General features: G+C 75.2%; 15 protein-coding genes and 1 pseudogene. 8 read left to right on the forward strand and 8 right to left on the reverse strand.

What is annotated here, in order from left to right; genetic code table 11:
• Positions 1-31: 31 nt before the first annotated feature.
• The gene (locus KLI87_RS24240) at positions 32-1,585 is read left to right on the forward strand and encodes an MFS transporter (RefSeq protein ID WP_214618810.1); all 1,554 of its coding nucleotides are present in this window, start codon (positions 32-34) and stop codon (positions 1,583-1,585) included.
• On the opposite strand, the gene KLI87_RS24245 is transcribed toward KLI87_RS24240, so the two are convergent.
• The 6 genes from KLI87_RS24245 to KLI87_RS24270 form a co-directional block, all read right to left on the reverse strand.
• Complete coding sequence (locus KLI87_RS24245) at positions 1,577-2,008, reverse strand: sigma factor-like helix-turn-helix DNA-binding protein (RefSeq protein ID WP_214618811.1); 432 nt, start codon at positions 2,006-2,008, stop codon at positions 1,577-1,579. The two genes, KLI87_RS24240 and KLI87_RS24245, sit on opposite strands and share 9 nt — an antisense overlap.
• Positions 2,005-2,205 (reverse strand): hypothetical protein, encoded by a 201-nt coding sequence (locus KLI87_RS24250; RefSeq protein WP_214618812.1) that lies wholly within the window; start codon positions 2,203-2,205, stop codon positions 2,005-2,007. Before KLI87_RS24250 ends, KLI87_RS24245 begins: the two co-directional genes overlap by 4 nt.
• A gap of 68 nt (positions 2,206-2,273) precedes the next feature.
• Complete coding sequence (locus KLI87_RS24255; RefSeq protein WP_214618813.1) at positions 2,274-3,896, reverse strand: glycoside hydrolase family 13 protein; 1,623 nt, start codon at positions 3,894-3,896, stop codon at positions 2,274-2,276.
• Positions 3,897-3,920: 24 nt separating this feature from the next.
• Positions 3,921-4,739 carry a carbohydrate ABC transporter permease gene (locus KLI87_RS24260; RefSeq protein WP_156215609.1) on the reverse strand — a complete coding sequence of 273 codons (819 nt, stop codon included), beginning with the start codon at positions 4,737-4,739 and terminating at the stop codon, positions 3,921-3,923.
• Positions 4,739-5,725, reverse strand: a complete 987-nt coding sequence (locus KLI87_RS24265) for a carbohydrate ABC transporter permease (protein ID WP_214618815.1) — start codon at positions 5,723-5,725, stop codon at positions 4,739-4,741. The genes KLI87_RS24260 and KLI87_RS24265 overlap by 1 nt, the downstream gene beginning before the upstream one ends.
• Positions 5,726-5,759: 34 nt before the next feature.
• The gene (locus KLI87_RS24270) at positions 5,760-7,055 is read right to left on the reverse strand and encodes an extracellular solute-binding protein (protein WP_214618816.1); all 1,296 of its coding nucleotides are present in this window, start codon (positions 7,053-7,055) and stop codon (positions 5,760-5,762) included.
• 251 nt (positions 7,056-7,306) lie between these two features.
• On the opposite strand from KLI87_RS24270, the gene KLI87_RS24275 reads away from it, so the two are divergent.
• From KLI87_RS24275 to KLI87_RS24305, 7 genes are read left to right on the forward strand one after another with little or no spacing between them, the layout of a single operon-like run.
• Positions 7,307-7,972 (forward strand): GTP cyclohydrolase II, encoded by a 666-nt coding sequence (locus tag KLI87_RS24275; protein ID WP_214618817.1) that lies wholly within the window; start codon positions 7,307-7,309, stop codon positions 7,970-7,972.
• Positions 7,969-8,727: a CDP-alcohol phosphatidyltransferase family protein gene (locus KLI87_RS24280; protein WP_250904184.1), complete on the forward strand. Its 759-nt coding sequence runs from the start codon at positions 7,969-7,971 to the stop codon at positions 8,725-8,727. The genes KLI87_RS24275 and KLI87_RS24280 overlap by 4 nt, the downstream gene beginning before the upstream one ends.
• Entirely contained in the window at positions 8,684-9,652 is a 969-nt protein-coding gene (locus tag KLI87_RS24285) for a zinc-binding alcohol dehydrogenase (protein ID WP_214618818.1), read from the forward strand. The genes KLI87_RS24280 and KLI87_RS24285 overlap by 44 nt, the downstream gene beginning before the upstream one ends.
• Positions 9,653-9,674: 22 nt before the next feature.
• Positions 9,675-10,073 (forward strand): 6-carboxytetrahydropterin synthase, encoded by a 399-nt coding sequence (locus tag KLI87_RS24290; protein ID WP_214618819.1) that lies wholly within the window; start codon positions 9,675-9,677, stop codon positions 10,071-10,073.
• Positions 10,061-11,122 carry a glycosyltransferase family 4 protein gene (locus KLI87_RS24295; protein WP_214618820.1) on the forward strand — a complete coding sequence of 354 codons (1,062 nt, stop codon included), beginning with the start codon at positions 10,061-10,063 and terminating at the stop codon, positions 11,120-11,122. The genes KLI87_RS24290 and KLI87_RS24295 overlap by 13 nt, the downstream gene beginning before the upstream one ends.
• A complete protein-coding gene (locus tag KLI87_RS24300) occupies positions 11,119-11,874 on the forward strand; it encodes a class I SAM-dependent methyltransferase (RefSeq protein ID WP_214618821.1) in 756 nt (251 codons plus the stop codon). Before KLI87_RS24295 ends, KLI87_RS24300 begins: the two co-directional genes overlap by 4 nt.
• On the forward strand, positions 11,871-12,794 hold the full coding sequence (locus KLI87_RS24305) for a lysylphosphatidylglycerol synthase transmembrane domain-containing protein (RefSeq protein ID WP_250904185.1): 924 nt from the start codon (positions 11,871-11,873) through the stop codon (positions 12,792-12,794). The genes KLI87_RS24300 and KLI87_RS24305 overlap by 4 nt, the downstream gene beginning before the upstream one ends.
• On the opposite strand, the gene KLI87_RS24310 is transcribed toward KLI87_RS24305, so the two are convergent.
• Together KLI87_RS24310 and KLI87_RS40290 are read right to left on the reverse strand one after the other, a co-directional pair.
• A complete protein-coding gene (locus KLI87_RS24310) occupies positions 12,708-13,394 on the reverse strand; it encodes a creatininase family protein (protein ID WP_214618822.1) in 687 nt (228 codons plus the stop codon). The genes KLI87_RS24305 and KLI87_RS24310 overlap by 87 nt on opposite strands.
• Before the next feature lie 31 nt (positions 13,395-13,425).
• Positions 13,426-14,157 (reverse strand): annotated as a pseudogene (locus tag KLI87_RS40290) (phosphatase PAP2 family protein); the annotation flags it as partial.
• Positions 14,158-14,206 lie beyond the last annotated feature (49 nt).

Below are 14,206 nucleotides of genomic sequence, written 5' to 3' on the forward strand. Positions count from 1 at the left end.
GGCACCGCCACGTCCCCGTGAACGGAGTCCGATGAGCACCCCGCACCGAGCCGGCCCCCGCGAGTGGGCCGGGCTCGCCGTCCTGTCCCTGCCGACCGCGCTGCTCGGCCTCGACGTCACCCTGCTCTACCTGGCGCTGCCGTCCATGGTCGAGGATCTGCGCCCGAGCGGCACCGAGGCACTGTGGATCATGGATGCCTACGGCTTCCTGATCGCCGGGTTCCTGGTCACGATGGGCACCCTGGGCGACCGGATCGGCCGCCGCAGGCTGCTGCTGGCCGGTGTCACCGCCTTCGCCGCCGTCTCCGTGGTGGCCGCCTTCGCCACCAGCGCCCCGATGCTCATCGCCGCGCGCGGCGCGCTGGGGATCGCCGGCGCCACGCTGATGCCCTCCACGCTCGCCCTGGTCGGCACGATGTTCCCCGACGCGCGCCGGCGCTCGCTGGCGATCGGCGTCTGGGCGATGAGCTTCGCGCTCGGCATGGCCGCCGGGCCCCTGGTCGGCGGCGCGCTGCTGGCGCACTTCTGGTGGGGCTCGGCGTTCCTGCTCGCGGTGCCGGTCGCCGCCGTCACGCTGGCCGCCGCGCCGAGGCTGGTCCCCGAGTACCGCGCCCCGCGCGGGGGCCGCCTGGACCTGCCCAGCGTCGCGCTGTCGCTGGCCGCCACGCTGCCGCTCATCTACGCGGTGAAACGCGCCGCCGAGCACGGCCCGGACGTCCCGGTCCTCGCCGCCGCCCTCGCCGGGACGGCGTTCGCCGTGCTGTTCGTCCGGCGCCAGCGCGGCCTGGAGACCCCGCTCCTCGACCTCACCCTGTTCACCAACCGCACGTTCACCGCCGCCCTGGCGATCCTGCTCGCCGGGCTGGTCGGCGTCGGCGGCGTCCTGCTGCTGGTCACCCAGCAGCTCCAGTTCGTCCAGGGGCTCTCGCCGACGGCGGCGGGCGCGTGGATGGCGCCGCCCGCCCTGATGATGCTGGTGGCCGCGATCGGATCACCGCTGATCGCGCGCCGGGTGCCCCCGGGGCTCGTGGTGGCCGGCGCGCTCGCCCTCTCCGCCGTCGGCTACCTCCTGCTCGCCCGGCTGGACGCCGATGACGGCCTCACCCCGCTCGTGACCGGCTTCGGGCTGGTCTACCTCGGCCTCGGGACGATCGCGGCGCTGGGCACCGACCTGGTGGTCGGCGCCGCGCCGCCGGACCGGGCGGGCTCGGCGTCGGCGCTGTCGGAGACCGTGCAGGAGCTCGGGGTCGCCCTGGGCGTCGCGACCCTGGGCAGCCTGGCCGCCGCCGTCTACCGCGACCGCGTGGCCGGGGCCGTCCCCGCCGGAACCCCGCCGGACGTGGCGGACCCGGCGCGCGACAGCCTCGCGGGCGCGTCCTCCGTCCAGGACCGGCTGCCCCCGGGCCTGCTCGACCAGGCCCGGGAGGCCGCCACCGAGGGCCTGAACGCCGCGACCCTGACCGCCGCCCTGGGCGTCCTGGCCCTGGCGCTCCTGTCCGCCGTAGCCCTACGCCACACCGCCCCCATCAGCCAGGCCCCGGGCCCCGTCGACGACCCGACCTACCAGGACGCCCGGTCAGGCTGACGACCGCCGCTGCGCGGGGGTCCGGTCACGGGCGTCGTCTTTCAGTAGTTGGGAGACGCGCTGGGTCGATACCCCCAGGATGATCCCGATCTCCTTGCCGGTGAGCCCTTCGTCATGAAGCCGGCGGGCGACCCTCCGGAAGTTCCGGGCTGCCTCGTCACGCGCCTTCTCGGCGGCCCGGGTCTCCGCCCGGGCCCGCCGGGCCTGCTCGGCCAGGCCGTCTCCGACCTCGGGCACGAGTTCGACGTCGAAGGAGTCGGCGGGGATGTCGAGGGCGAGGCCGATGTAGTCCCGCGCCATCATCTCGGCGTCCTTCAGGCTGTGGGACTGGGTCGCGCCGACCGACTCGATCTCCAGCTCCCAGCCGTGCTCCCACCGCCGCGCGTGGACCGTGTACACCGTGCGCCCACCGTCATCGCTCACGCGAGCCACCCCTCCTCAAGGCAGGCCAGACCCTTGACCGTGTTCCCCACCACCAGCGCGGAGATCTCCCTGTGGCGGGGGATGATCGCCCGATGCCGGCCGCAGGGGCAGATCCACTTGGTGTGCGGTCCCTTGTCGGGGGTCCGCTTCCGGCACCCCTGCCTCCACATCGCACGTTCGAGATCGGCCAACTTCATCGGCTTGGGCACCAGTGTAATCTAGCCCCCCTTGACGATGAGGGTAATGGTTTCGTCACGATGAGCGACTAGGGCTCGGAGGGGGTCGCGGTCCACCAGAGGGTGGTGTCGGGGGGGAGGACGGCGCAGGTGGCGTCGGTCTGGATGGGGGCGCTGGACAGGAGCGGGGTGCCGTTCAGGGGGATCCGGGCGGTGCGGGTGCCCATGTTGACCGCGCAGGTGAGGGTCTGGCCGTCGGGGGTCTCGCGGGTGAAGAACAGGGTGCCGGGGGGCCCGACGAGCCAGCGGAGGGGGCCGTCGCCTAGGGCCGGGTGCTCGCGGCGGACGCGGAGCGCGTCGCGGTACAGGGAGAGGATCGAGCCCGGGTCGTCGGTCTGGGCGGCGACGGTCAGGGCGCGCCAGGACGGGGGCATCGGCAGCCAGGACGTGGCGCCGAAGCCGAACGGGGGCTCCTCGCCCTCCCAGGGCAGCGGGACGCGGCAGCCGTCGCGGCCCGCGTCGTCGGCGCGGGCGCGCTGGGGGTCCTGGAGGAACTCCTCGGGCAGGTCCAGGACCTCGGGCAGGCCCAGCTCCTCGCCCTGGTAGACGTAGGCGGAGCCCGGCAGGGCGAGGGTCAGCAGCGCCGCCGCGCGGGCGCGGCGCAGGCCGCGCTCGCCGTCGCCGTAGCGGGTGACGTGCCGCTTCACGTCGTGGTTGGACAGCACCCAGGTCGCGGGCGCGCCGACCTCGGCGGCCAGGCGCAGGGACTCCTCGATGACCTCGCGCATCGCGGGGGCCTCCCACGGCGCGGTGAGGTAGTGGAAGTTGAACGCCTGGTGCAGCTCGTCCGGACGGGTGTAGTGGGCGAGGCGCTCGGGGGTCGGCGCCCACGCCTCGGCGACGCCGATGCGCTCGCCGGGGTAGGAGTCGAGCACGCGGCGCCACCGGCGGTGGATCTCGTGGACGGCGTCCTGGTCGAAGTAGGGCAGGACGGCGGTCCCGAGCATCTCGGCCTGGCCCGCGCGGCCGACGTCGGGCAGGCCGGGGGCCTTGGCCATGCCGTGCGCGACGTCCACCCGGAAGCCGTCCACGCCGAGGTCGAGCCAGAAGCGCAGGATGTCGTCGAACTCGTCCTGGACCTCGGGGTTCTCCCAGTTCAGGTCGGGCTGCTCGGGCGCGAACAGGTGCAGGTACCACTGGCCGTCGGGCAGGCGGGTCCAGGCGGGGCCGCCGAAGACCGACTCCCAGTCGTTGGGCGGGGCGTCGCCGCGGCCGTCGCGGATGATGTAGCGGGCGCGCTCGGGGGAGCCGGGCGGGGCGGCGAGCGCGGCCTGGAACCAGGCGTGCCGGTCGGAGGTGTGGTTCGGGACGACGTCCACGATGATCCGCAGGCCGTGCGCGTGCGCGTCCTCGATCAGCTCGCGGGCGTCGGCGAGGGTGCCGAACATGGGGTCGACGTCGCGGTAGTCGGCGACGTCGTACCCGAAGTCGGCCATCGGGGAGACGTAGAACGGGGTCAGCCACAGCGCGTCCACGCCGAGCCGCGCCAGGTAGGGCAGCCGGGACCGGACGCCGGGCAGGTCGCCGACGCCGTCACCGCCCGAGTCGGCGAAGCTGCGCACGTACACCTGGTAGATGACGGCGTCGCGCCACCAGCGGGCGGCGTCCCCGGCGGGGGAGCCCGAGGAGGCGGCGAGGGTGTCCTGCGTCATGTACGTCCTCCGGGGTTCTCGTGGCTACTTGACTCCGCCGGCGGTGAGGCCGGCGACGATGCGGCGCTGGAACACCAGTACCACGGCGATCAGCGGGACGGTGACGACGACGCCCGCCGCCATCTGCGTCCCGAACGGCTGGTCGAAACCGGACACGCCGGTGAACTTGGAGATCGCCACGGTCGCGGTCTGCATCTCCTTCCTGTTCACCATCGACAGCGCGATGAGGAACTCGTTCCACGTGGCGATGAACGTCAGTATCGCCGTGGTGAACACCCCGGGTGCCGCCAACGGGACGATGATCTTGCGGAACGCCTGGCCGCGGGTGCAGCCGTCCACCATCGCCGCCTGCTCCAGCTCGAACGGCAACTGCCGGAAGAACGCCGTGAGCAGCCACACCGACAGCGGCAGCGCGAACCCGAGGCTCGGCAGCACCATCGCCTGGTAGCTGTTGATCCAGTTGAGGTCCGTGAAGAGTTTCAGCAAGGGGACGAGCTGCGAGATTCCCGGGAACATCGACGCGGCGACGACGAGCCCGAGCACCGCGTTCTTGAACCGGAAGTCCAGCCGGGCCAGCGCGTAGGCGGTCGAGGTGCCGATGAGCAGCGTCAGCGCGGTCGTGCAGCCCGCGACGACCAGGCTGTTCAGCAGCGCGCGGCCGAACCCGTTGCCGCCGGAGAACACGGCCGTGAGGTTCTCGGTCGACCACCGGGACGGGACGGGCGAGTCGTCGAACTGGTCCTGGGGCCGCCGGAACGCCGACACGACCATCCAGTAGAACGGGGCGAGGCAGTACGCCACCACCGCCACGACGCCGACGACCGACAGCACGCGCCGCGCCATCACGCCACCGCCTTCGCGCGCCGGGCGGACGCCTTCCGCGCCTCGCCGATGATGTCGGCGCCGAGCAGCTTGACGAACAGGTAGGCGATCAGCGCGATGTAGAGGAACAGCACGGTCGCGTACGCCGCCGCCGACCCGTACCTCAGGTCGGACGCCTCGGACCAGGCGAGCATCGTGAGCGTCTCCACCGACCGCTGGTTCACGCCGACCAGCACGGCGGGCAGGTCGAACATGCGGAGCACGTCCAGCATGCGGAACAGCACCGCGACCAGCAGCGCGGGCCTGACCAGCGGCAGCGTGACCCACCAGAACCGCTGGAGCGGCCCGGCGCCGTCCACCCGGGCGGCCTCGTGCACCTCGCGGGGGATCATCTGGAGCCCGGCGAGGACGAGCAGCCCGATGAACGGGGAGGTCTTCCACACCTCGGCGATGATGACGGCCGCCTTGGCGGGGAACCCTCCGGCGGTCCACAGGATCTCCCGCCGCAGGACGGCGTTGGCCACGCCGTCCGCCTGGAAGATCCACCGCCACAGCAGCCCGGAGATCGCGGTCGGGATCGCCCACGGGACGAGGATGCTCGCGCGCACCAGCGCCCGCCCCCGGAACGCCTGGTGCATGATCAGCGCCATCCCCACGCCGATCCCGGTCTCCAGCACGACGGTGGTGAAGGTGAAGAAGGTGGTGTTGGACAGGGCGTTCCAGAAGGCGTCCGACCGGTCGCCGCCGAAGATCGAGGTGTAGTTGTCGAGGCCCGCGAACCGCTCGCCCTCCACCACGAACCCGTCGGCGTCGAGGCCCTGCCCGCGCGCGTAGAGCGACTCGCGGAACCCGGCGAGCACGGGATAGCCGATGACCAGGGCCAGCACCAGCAGTGTGGGGGACAGCAGCAGCGCCGCGAGCCGCCGCGTTCCCTGGACGTCCTTCGTTGTGCCACGGGGGGCGTCCGCCTCGGCGGGGGCCGGGGCGGACGGTGCGTCGTCCGTCATGATGATCATTGTGCGGTGCGGGCCCACCGCCGGGTCAATGGCGAAGATCGTTTTGTAGGTCCGACAGCGCCCGCCCGACCGGGACCCGCCCGGTGACGGCGCCGTACGCGGCGTCCTGGATCGCGGCCGACACCGTCGGATACCCCGGCCCGGCCGGCCGGGGCCGCGCGGTCGTGATCGCCGTCCGGAGCGCCGGGAGGTAGGGGAAGCGCCGCACGAGCTCCGGGTCGTCGTAGAGCCCGGTGAGCGCCGGGGGCCGCGAGGTCGCCATCAGCCCGGCGCGCTGGGCCGCCTGCCCGGTCAGGAACCGGACGAAGTCGAGCGCGGTCAGCTTGTGCTCGGCGAACGCGGAGACCGCCAGGTCGCGGCCGCCGAGGGCGGCGGCGCCGGGGCCGTCCGGGCCGGGCAGCGGCGCGACGGCGTGGCCGCCCGCCACCCGGGTGGCGCCGTCGTCCTCGCTCGCGGGCACGTCCTGGTCGGCGGTCCACTGCCGCAGGAACAGCAGCCTCCCGGACTCGAAGCGGCGGCGCGCGTCGGCGGCGTCGAGCGCGGCGGCGTCCTTCGGCATCCGCCCGTCCGCGCGAGCCCGTGAGAGGAACTCCAGGCCCCGCCGCGCGGCCGGGGTGTCCAGCGCGGGCTCGCCGTCCGGGGCGAGGAGCGCGCCGCCCGCGCCGCCGACCGCCTCGGTGAGGCTGACCGTGAGGTCCTCGCTGCGGTCGACGCCGGTGAGGTAGCAGTCGACGTTCCGGCCCTCGGGGAGTCTCCGCACCCTGTCGCAGTCGTCCCACATCTCGGCGTAGGTGCGGGGCGGCGCGGCGATCCCGGCCTTGTCCAGCAGGTCCTTGCGGTAGGAGAGCATCCCGGCGTCGGACGAGGACGGCACCGCGTACAGCCCGCCCTGGTACCGGCCCGTGGCGACGGCGGCGGGCAGCGTCCCGGACAGGTCCAGCCTGTCCTCGGGCAGCCGGGCCAGCCAGCCGTTCGCCGCGAACTCCGCCGTCCACACCACGTCCAGGTCGAGGACGGCGTACACGCCCGACTTGGCCTTGGCGTCCTCGACCAGCCGCCGCCGCTGCTCGGCGGGCCCGCCGTTCAGCTCGACGACGTGGACCCGCTCGTCGGGGTGGTCCTCGTTCCAGGTGTCGAGCTGCTTGCGCAGGTACCCGGAGTGGTCGATGGCGGTCACGAACGTGATCGGGCCGCGCCCCTCCAGTCCGGCGGCGATGGCGCCCGCCCGCACGCGGTCGTGGGCGCCGCACGCGGACAGCGCGAGGGCGGCGCAGGCCACGACACCCGCGAGGGTGCCGCCTGGCCAGGGGATGCGCCGCATGTGTCCTCCTCCACGGGACGGGTCGCGCCGCCCTCCGGTGGGGTCCGGGAGCGGCGGGGACTCGACGGGACGCTAGCAAACGCGTTCGCGGGGGATGAACCTTCCCGGTGCCCCGCCCCGTGTCAGAGGTGACGGAGCGACAGCAATTGATTCATGGCCTGAATGGTTCATGGATAGGCTGATCTCGTGTACGGCCGGGCGGCGGGGCGTCCGCGTACCGGGTGTGAGCAGGCCGAGCCGGGAGGGGAACGATGCACGATCGCGGCGCCGACGGAGGAGACCATGGGATCGGGCCGGGCGATGTGGCGGAGGCCGACCTGACGACGCGGCGCGGCCTGTTCCGCGCCGTCGCGTTCCGCGACCCGGTCGACGGGCACGAGCACCTGGCGCTCGTCCGGGGCGACGTCGGCGGCCGGGAGGGCGTGCTCGTCCGGATGCACTCCGAGTGCATGACCGGCGACATCTTCGGCGCGACCCGCTGCGAGTGCGGCGACCAGCTCGGCGCCGCCCTCGACGCGCTCGTGCGCGAGGGCGCGGGCGTCCTGGTCTACCTGCGCGGGCACGAGGGACGCGGGATCGGGCTGGTCGCGAAGGTCCGCACGCACGTCCTCCAGGACGACCACGGGCTCGACACCGTCGACTCCGCCACCGCGATCGGCCTGCCCGTGGACGTGCGCGACTACGGCGCCGCCGCGCGGGTGCTGCGCCACCTCCGGGTCGGGTCGGTGCGGCTGCTGTCCAACAACCCGGCCAAGGTCGCGGCGCTGGAGTCCTACGGGATCGCGGTGGCGGCGCGGTTGCCGCTGCTCGTCCCGGTCAGCGACGACAACGTGCGCTACCTGACCGCCAAGCGCGACCGGCTCGGCCACGACCTCCCCCAACTCGACGAGGAACGGCTCGACGAGGCGCGCGGATGACGCGGATGACGCGGATGACGCGGATGACGCGCGGGCGCGACCTCGCGGCGGCCGCCGCGGCGCAGGTCGGGCTGCTGGCGACCCTGCGGCCCGGCCCGGTCGGCTGGGCGGCCGGGATCGGCTGCGCGGCCGGGTCGTGGGCCGTGCTGGCGGCGGCGTTCCGCGCGCGGCGCGCACTCGGCCCCGCCGACCGCGTGACGCTCGTCCGCACCGTCCTGGCCGGGGGAGTGGCGGCGCTGGTCGCCGCGCACCTGGCGGGGGAGGGCGGCGGGGTCGCGGCGCTCGTCGCGCTGTCGGCCCTGGCGCTCGTCCTGGACGGGGTGGACGGCCGCGTCGCCCGCCGCACCGGCACCGCCTCCGCGCTCGGCGCCCGGTTCGACATGGAGGTCGACGCGTTCCTGATCCTCGTCCTGTCGGTGCGGGTCGCGGAGTCGGCGGGGGCGTGGGCACTGGCGATCGGCGCGATGCGGTACGCGTTCGGCGCCGCGGCGCTCGCGCTGCCCTGGCTGCGGGCGGCGCTCCCGCCGAGCCCCGCGCGCAAGGCCGTCGCGGCGCTCCAGGGCGTGGCGCTCGTGGTGGCCGCCGCCGGGATCGTCCCGCACGCCGAGGTGCTGGTGGCGGTGGCGCTGGGCCTGCTCACATGGTCGTTCGGCCGCGATGTCCGGTGGCTGTTCGTCCGGCGGCCCGGGCGGCGCTCCGGAAGGAGGACGCATGAACCGCGACGCACGCGCGTACTGGATCCGATCGCCCGGTGACGGCGGGATCCGCGCCGAGACCCTGGACGACCCCGGGCCGGACGACGTCCTGGTCAGGACGCTGTTCTCCGGCGTCAGCCGGGGCACCGAGGCGCTGGTGTTCCACGGCCGCGTGCCCGCGAACCAGCACGAGGTCATGCGGGCGCCGTTCCAGGAGGGCGCGTTCCCGGGCCCGGTCAAGTACGGCTACCTGAACGTGGGCGAGGTCGAGCACGGGCCGCCCGCGCTGCTCGGCCGCCCGGTGTTCTGCCTCTATCCGCACCAGACCCGCTACGTCGTGCCCGCGTCGGCGGTCACCCCCGTCCCGGACGACGTGCCGCCCGCACGCGCCGTGCTCGCCGGGACGGTCGAGACCGCCGTGAACGCCCTGTGGGACGCGGCGCCCCTGGTCGGCGACCGGATCGCGGTCGTCGGCGGCGGGATGGTCGGCTGCGCGGTCGCGGGGGTGCTCGCCGGGCTGCCCGGGGCGTCGGTGCGGCTCGTGGACACCGACCCGTCCCGCGCCGCCGTCGCCGCGGCCCTCGGCGTGGGCTTCGCGGCGCCCGAGGATGCCGAGGCGGGCTGCGACCTGGTGTTCCACGCCAGCGCCACGGAGGCGGGCCTCGCCCGCTCGCTCGACCTGCTCGCGCCCGGCGGCGAGGTGATCGAGCTGAGCTGGTACGGGGACCGGCGCGTCGCCGTCCCGCTCGGCGAGCACTTCCACTCCCGCCGCCTCGCCGTCCGGGGCAGCCAGGTCGGCACGATCGGCCCGCGCCGGGGGAGCCGGACCTTCGCCGACCGGATCGCGCTCGCGCTCCGCCTGCTCGCCGACCCCGCGTTCGACGCGCTGATCACCGGGGAGAGCCCGTTCGACGACCTGCCGGAGACCATGCCCCGGCTGGCGGGCGGCGGCCTGCCCGCCCTCTGCCACCGCATCATCTACTAGTGCACCACCACGAGGAGGCCCCGTGTTCGCCGTCACCGTCCGCGACCACGTCATGATCGCGCACAGTTTCCGGGGCGAGGTGTTCGGGCCCGCGCGGCGCCTGCACGGCGCCACCTACGTGGTGGACGCGGCGTTCCGCCGCGCGGAGCTGGACGCCGACAACCTCGTCGTGGACATCGGCCTCGCCACCCGCGAGCTGAACGGCGTGCTCGCCGCGCTGAACTACCGCAACCTCGACGAGCTGCCCGAGTTCGCCGGGGTCAACACCTCGACGGAGTACCTCGCCAAGGTCGTCGCGGACCGGCTCGCGGACCGCGTCCGCGACGGCGCCCTCGGCGAGGGGGCGCGCGGCCTGGCGGGGATCACCGTGACGTTCCGCGAGTCCCATGTCGCCTGGGCGAGCTACGAATGCGCGCTGTGATCGTCGTCCCCGGGGACGTGGACGCGCCGAGCGGCGGCAACGTCTACGACCGCCGCCTGCGCGCGGGGCTCGGGGAGTCCGCCGGGGAGCTGCGCGTGCCGGGGACGTGGCCCCGGCCGGACGCCGCGTCCCGCCAGGGCCTCGCCCGCGACCTCGCCGCCCTGCCCGACGGCGCGGTCGTCCTGCTGGACGGCCTGGTCGCCTGCGGCGTCCCGGAGGTCGTCGTCCCGCACGCGGACCGGCTGCGGCTGGCGGTCCTCGTGCACCTGCCCCTGGCGGACGAGACGGGCCTGCCCCCGCACGTCGCCGCCGACCTGGACACGCGCGAGCGCGCCGTCCTGCGCGCCGCGCGCGCCGTCGTGGCCACGAGCCCGTGGGCGCGGCGGCGGCTGGTCGACCACCACGGCCTGGAGCCGGGGCGCGTCCACGCCGTCCCGCCGGGGACCGACCCGGCGCCGCTCGCGCCCGGCGGCGACGGCGCGTCACGCCTGCTGTGCGTGGCCTCGCTGACCCCGCGCAAGGGCCACGACCTGCTGGTCGAGGCCCTCGCCGCCGTCGCGCACCTGCCCTGGACCTGCGCGCTGGTCGGGCCCCTCGACCACGACCCCGGCCACGTCGCCCGCCTGCGCCGCGACATCGGGCGGCACGGCCTCGCCGACCGCGTCCACCTGGAGGGCCCGCGGACCGGCGCGGCGCTCGACGCCGCCTACGCGGGCGCGGACCTCGCCGTGCTGCCCTCCCGCGCCGAGACCTACGGCATGGTCGTGGCGGAGGCGCTCGCGCGCGGCGTGCCCGTCCTCGCCACGGCGGCGGGCGCCGTCCCCGACACCCTGGGGCGCGACCCCGAGGGCGGGGTGCCCGGCCTCCTCGTCCCGCCCGACGACCCCGGGGCGCTCGCCGCCGCCCTCCGGCGCTGGCTGGTCGAACCCGCGCTGCGGTCGCGCCTGCGCGCCTCCGCCCGCCTCCGGCGCGGCGCCCTCCCCGGCTGGGACGAGACGTCCCGGGCCATGGCCGCCGTCCTGGACTCGCTCCAGGAGGACGCGCGGTGACCGGGTTCACGGCCTCCTGGCTCACGCTGCGCGAACCGGCCGACGCCGCCGCCCGCGCCACCGACCTGCTGCCCCCGCTCCGCGCCGCGCTCCGACCCGGCCCCCTCGTGATCTGGGACGTGGGCTCCGGCACCGGCTCCATGGCCCGCTGGCTGGCGCCGCGCCTGCCCGTCCCGCAGCACTGGATCCTGTGCGACTCCGACCCGGGCCTGCTCGCCCACGCGCACGCGCCCGCCCCCTTCCAGACGCACGTCGGCGACCTGGGCACGGTCGATCTGGAGGGCGCGTCGCTGGTCACGGCGTCCGCGCTGCTGGACATCCTCACCTTCGCCGAACTGGACGGCCTCGCCGCCGCCGTCACCGCCGCCGGGATCCCCGCGCTGCTGACGCTGTCGGTCGTCGGCCGCGTCCGGCTGACGCCGCCCGACCCGCTCGACGCCGACCTCGGCGCCGCGTTCGACGACCACCAGCGGCGCGGCGGGCTGCTCGGCCCCGGCGCGGTCGCCGCCGCGATCGAGGTGTTCGGCCGGCGCCACGCCGTCGTCCGGACCCGTCCGAGCCCCTGGATCCTCGGCCCCGCGCACGCCCTGCTGGCCGCCGAGTGGCTGCGCGGCTGGGTCGGCGCCGCCGTCGAGCAGCGCCCGGACCTCGCCCCGGCCGCCGCCGGATACCTCGCCCGCCGCCTCGCCGACGGCTTCGACGCCGAGATCGAGCACGCCGACATCCTGGCCGTTCCAGGGGGCGCCGCATGAGCCGGCGGTACATGGCACGGGGGCTCCGGCCGCTCGCCGGGCTCGGCATCCTCGCCGCGCTGCTGTGGTGGCACAGCACGAGCGCGTTCACGGCCGCGCTGCGCGCCGTCGACGCGCCCTCGATCGCCCTCGCGCTCGGCATCGGCCTCGCGACCACCGTGCTCAGCGCCGCCCGCTGGCGCGCCGTCGCCCGCCGCCTCGGCCTCCACCTGCCGCTGCGCCGGGCCGTCGCCGACTACTACCGCTCGCAGTTCCTCAACGCCGTGCTCCCGGCGGGCGTCCTCGGCGACGTGCACCGCGCGGTCAGCCACGGGCACCGGGAGCGGGACGTGGCGGGCGGCGTCCGGGCCGTCGTCCTCGAACGGGCCGCCGGGCAGGCCGTGCTGCTCACGGCGGGCGCGGCGGTGCTGCTCGCGCGCCCGTCCCTGCTCCCGGCGCTCGGCCCCGCCGTCGTTCCCGGGCTCGCGGCGCTGGGCGTGCTCGCGGGGGTGCTGGTGGTCGCGCGCCGCCGGTCGTTCGACGTCCGCCCCGTCCTGGACGCCTGGCCGCTCGTCACCGCCCTGTCCGCCGGGGCCCTCGCCGGGCACGTGACGCTGTTCCTCGTCGCCGCCCGCCTCGCCGGTGCGACCGCCCCGCCGGCCGACCTCGTCCCGCTCGTCCTGCTCGCGCTGCTGGTCATGGCGCTGCCGATCAACATCGGCGGGTGGGGCCCGCGCGAGGCCGTGCTGTCGCTGGCGTTCGGCGCGGCCGGGCTCGGCGCCGAGCGGGGCCTGACCGTCGCCGTCGTCTACGGGGTGCTCGCGTTCGTCGCGAGCCTGCCCGGCGCCCTCGCGCTACTGCTCCAGGACCGCCAGGCACCGCCCGAACGACCCGACCAGGTGCGCGAGGACGTCCCGGCCCTTGCGGGCCGAGGCCAGTGACGGCCGCCCCACCACCCCCGAGGCGGTGTAGGGCGCCATCCCCGCCGTGAGCAGGTGCCGCCGGTCGTCGGCCAGGTGGTCGCCGTTCTCGTACCCCTCGCGGACGAGGTCGGGGCGCGCGTGCAGCAGGATCGAGGTCTCCAGCTCCCCGGCGTGCATGTCGCTGTCGCCGGTGGTCGCGAGCCCCGCCGCCCGGCGCGCCTCCTCCCAGTCGTCCGCGACGGGGAAGAGCGCCATGTCGCCGCCCGCCTCCTGGACGACGTTCCCCAGCACGTAGTTGCCGCCGTGCCCGTTCACCAGCACCAGCTTCGGCACCCCGGCGCTACGCAGCGAGTCGGCCACGTCCCGCACGATCGAGATCAGCGTCGCCGCCGAGACGCTCACGGTCCCCGGCCAGCCCGCGTGCTCCTGCGAGCACGAGATCGTCACCGGCGGCAGCGTCCGCACCGCATGGGACCGCGCGATCTCCGCCGCGACCAGGCAGGCGATCACCGTGTCCGTCGCCAGCGGCAGATAGGGCCCGTGCTGCTCGTGGCTCCCGACCGGCAGCAGCGCCACGGACGCCGAGCGCTCCTCGCCACTGGTGTGCAGCGGAATCATGCAGCCATTTGACCACGAGCGTCGCCCCGGCCAGCAGCAGCGCCGCGACCAGGCCGTCCGTCCAGTAGTGGTTCGCGGTCACCACGACCACGAACACCGTGATCGGCGCGTGCAGCGCCACGACCCACCGCCACCTGCTCGCGGACACCCGCACCACCGTGATCGCGACCAGCAGCGCCCACCCGATGTGCAGCGACGGCATGGCCGCGTACTGGTTGGCGATCCCGTCGGCCGCCGCCGGATACGCCGACGGCCCCACGGTCAGCATCGTGTCCACCGCGCCGACACCGGCCAGCCTCGGCGGCGCCAGCGGGAACAGCAGATGCACGACCAGGCCCGCCCCCGTCAGCACGACCAGTTCGTTGCGGACCCGGCGGTAGGAATCCCGGTGCCGCGCGTACACCCACACCAGCAGCAGCGCCGTACCGGGGAAATGCACCGACACGTAATACAGGTTCGAGAGGAACGCGGTGTGGTCCCATTCCAGCGCCCAATGCTGCAACGACACCTCATTCGGCAGCCACGAGCGCTCGAACCCCCACAGCCGGTGCGCGTTGGAGAGCGCCTCACCCGGGCCGTGCTCCACGAGAGTCCGCCCGTACTTGTAGAACGCGAACAGACCGAGCAGCAGCGCCACCTCCGTCATCAGAGGCCGCGCCGACCGCCATGTCCGTCCCCCGCGAATCACACCGTTAGCCATGCCGTCCTCCGTGCCGGGTTCTCCAACCACAACAACCCTGTCGCCCGGAGGACTCCCGCACATTGGGCCCAACCACCCGCCGCCGGGAGCCCAACCCCCGGGCCGGGGGTGG

The organism is Actinomadura sp. NEAU-AAG7 (assembly GCF_018603865.1).
Classification (GTDB): domain Bacteria; phylum Actinomycetota; class Actinomycetes; order Streptosporangiales; family Streptosporangiaceae; genus Spirillospora; species Spirillospora litoris.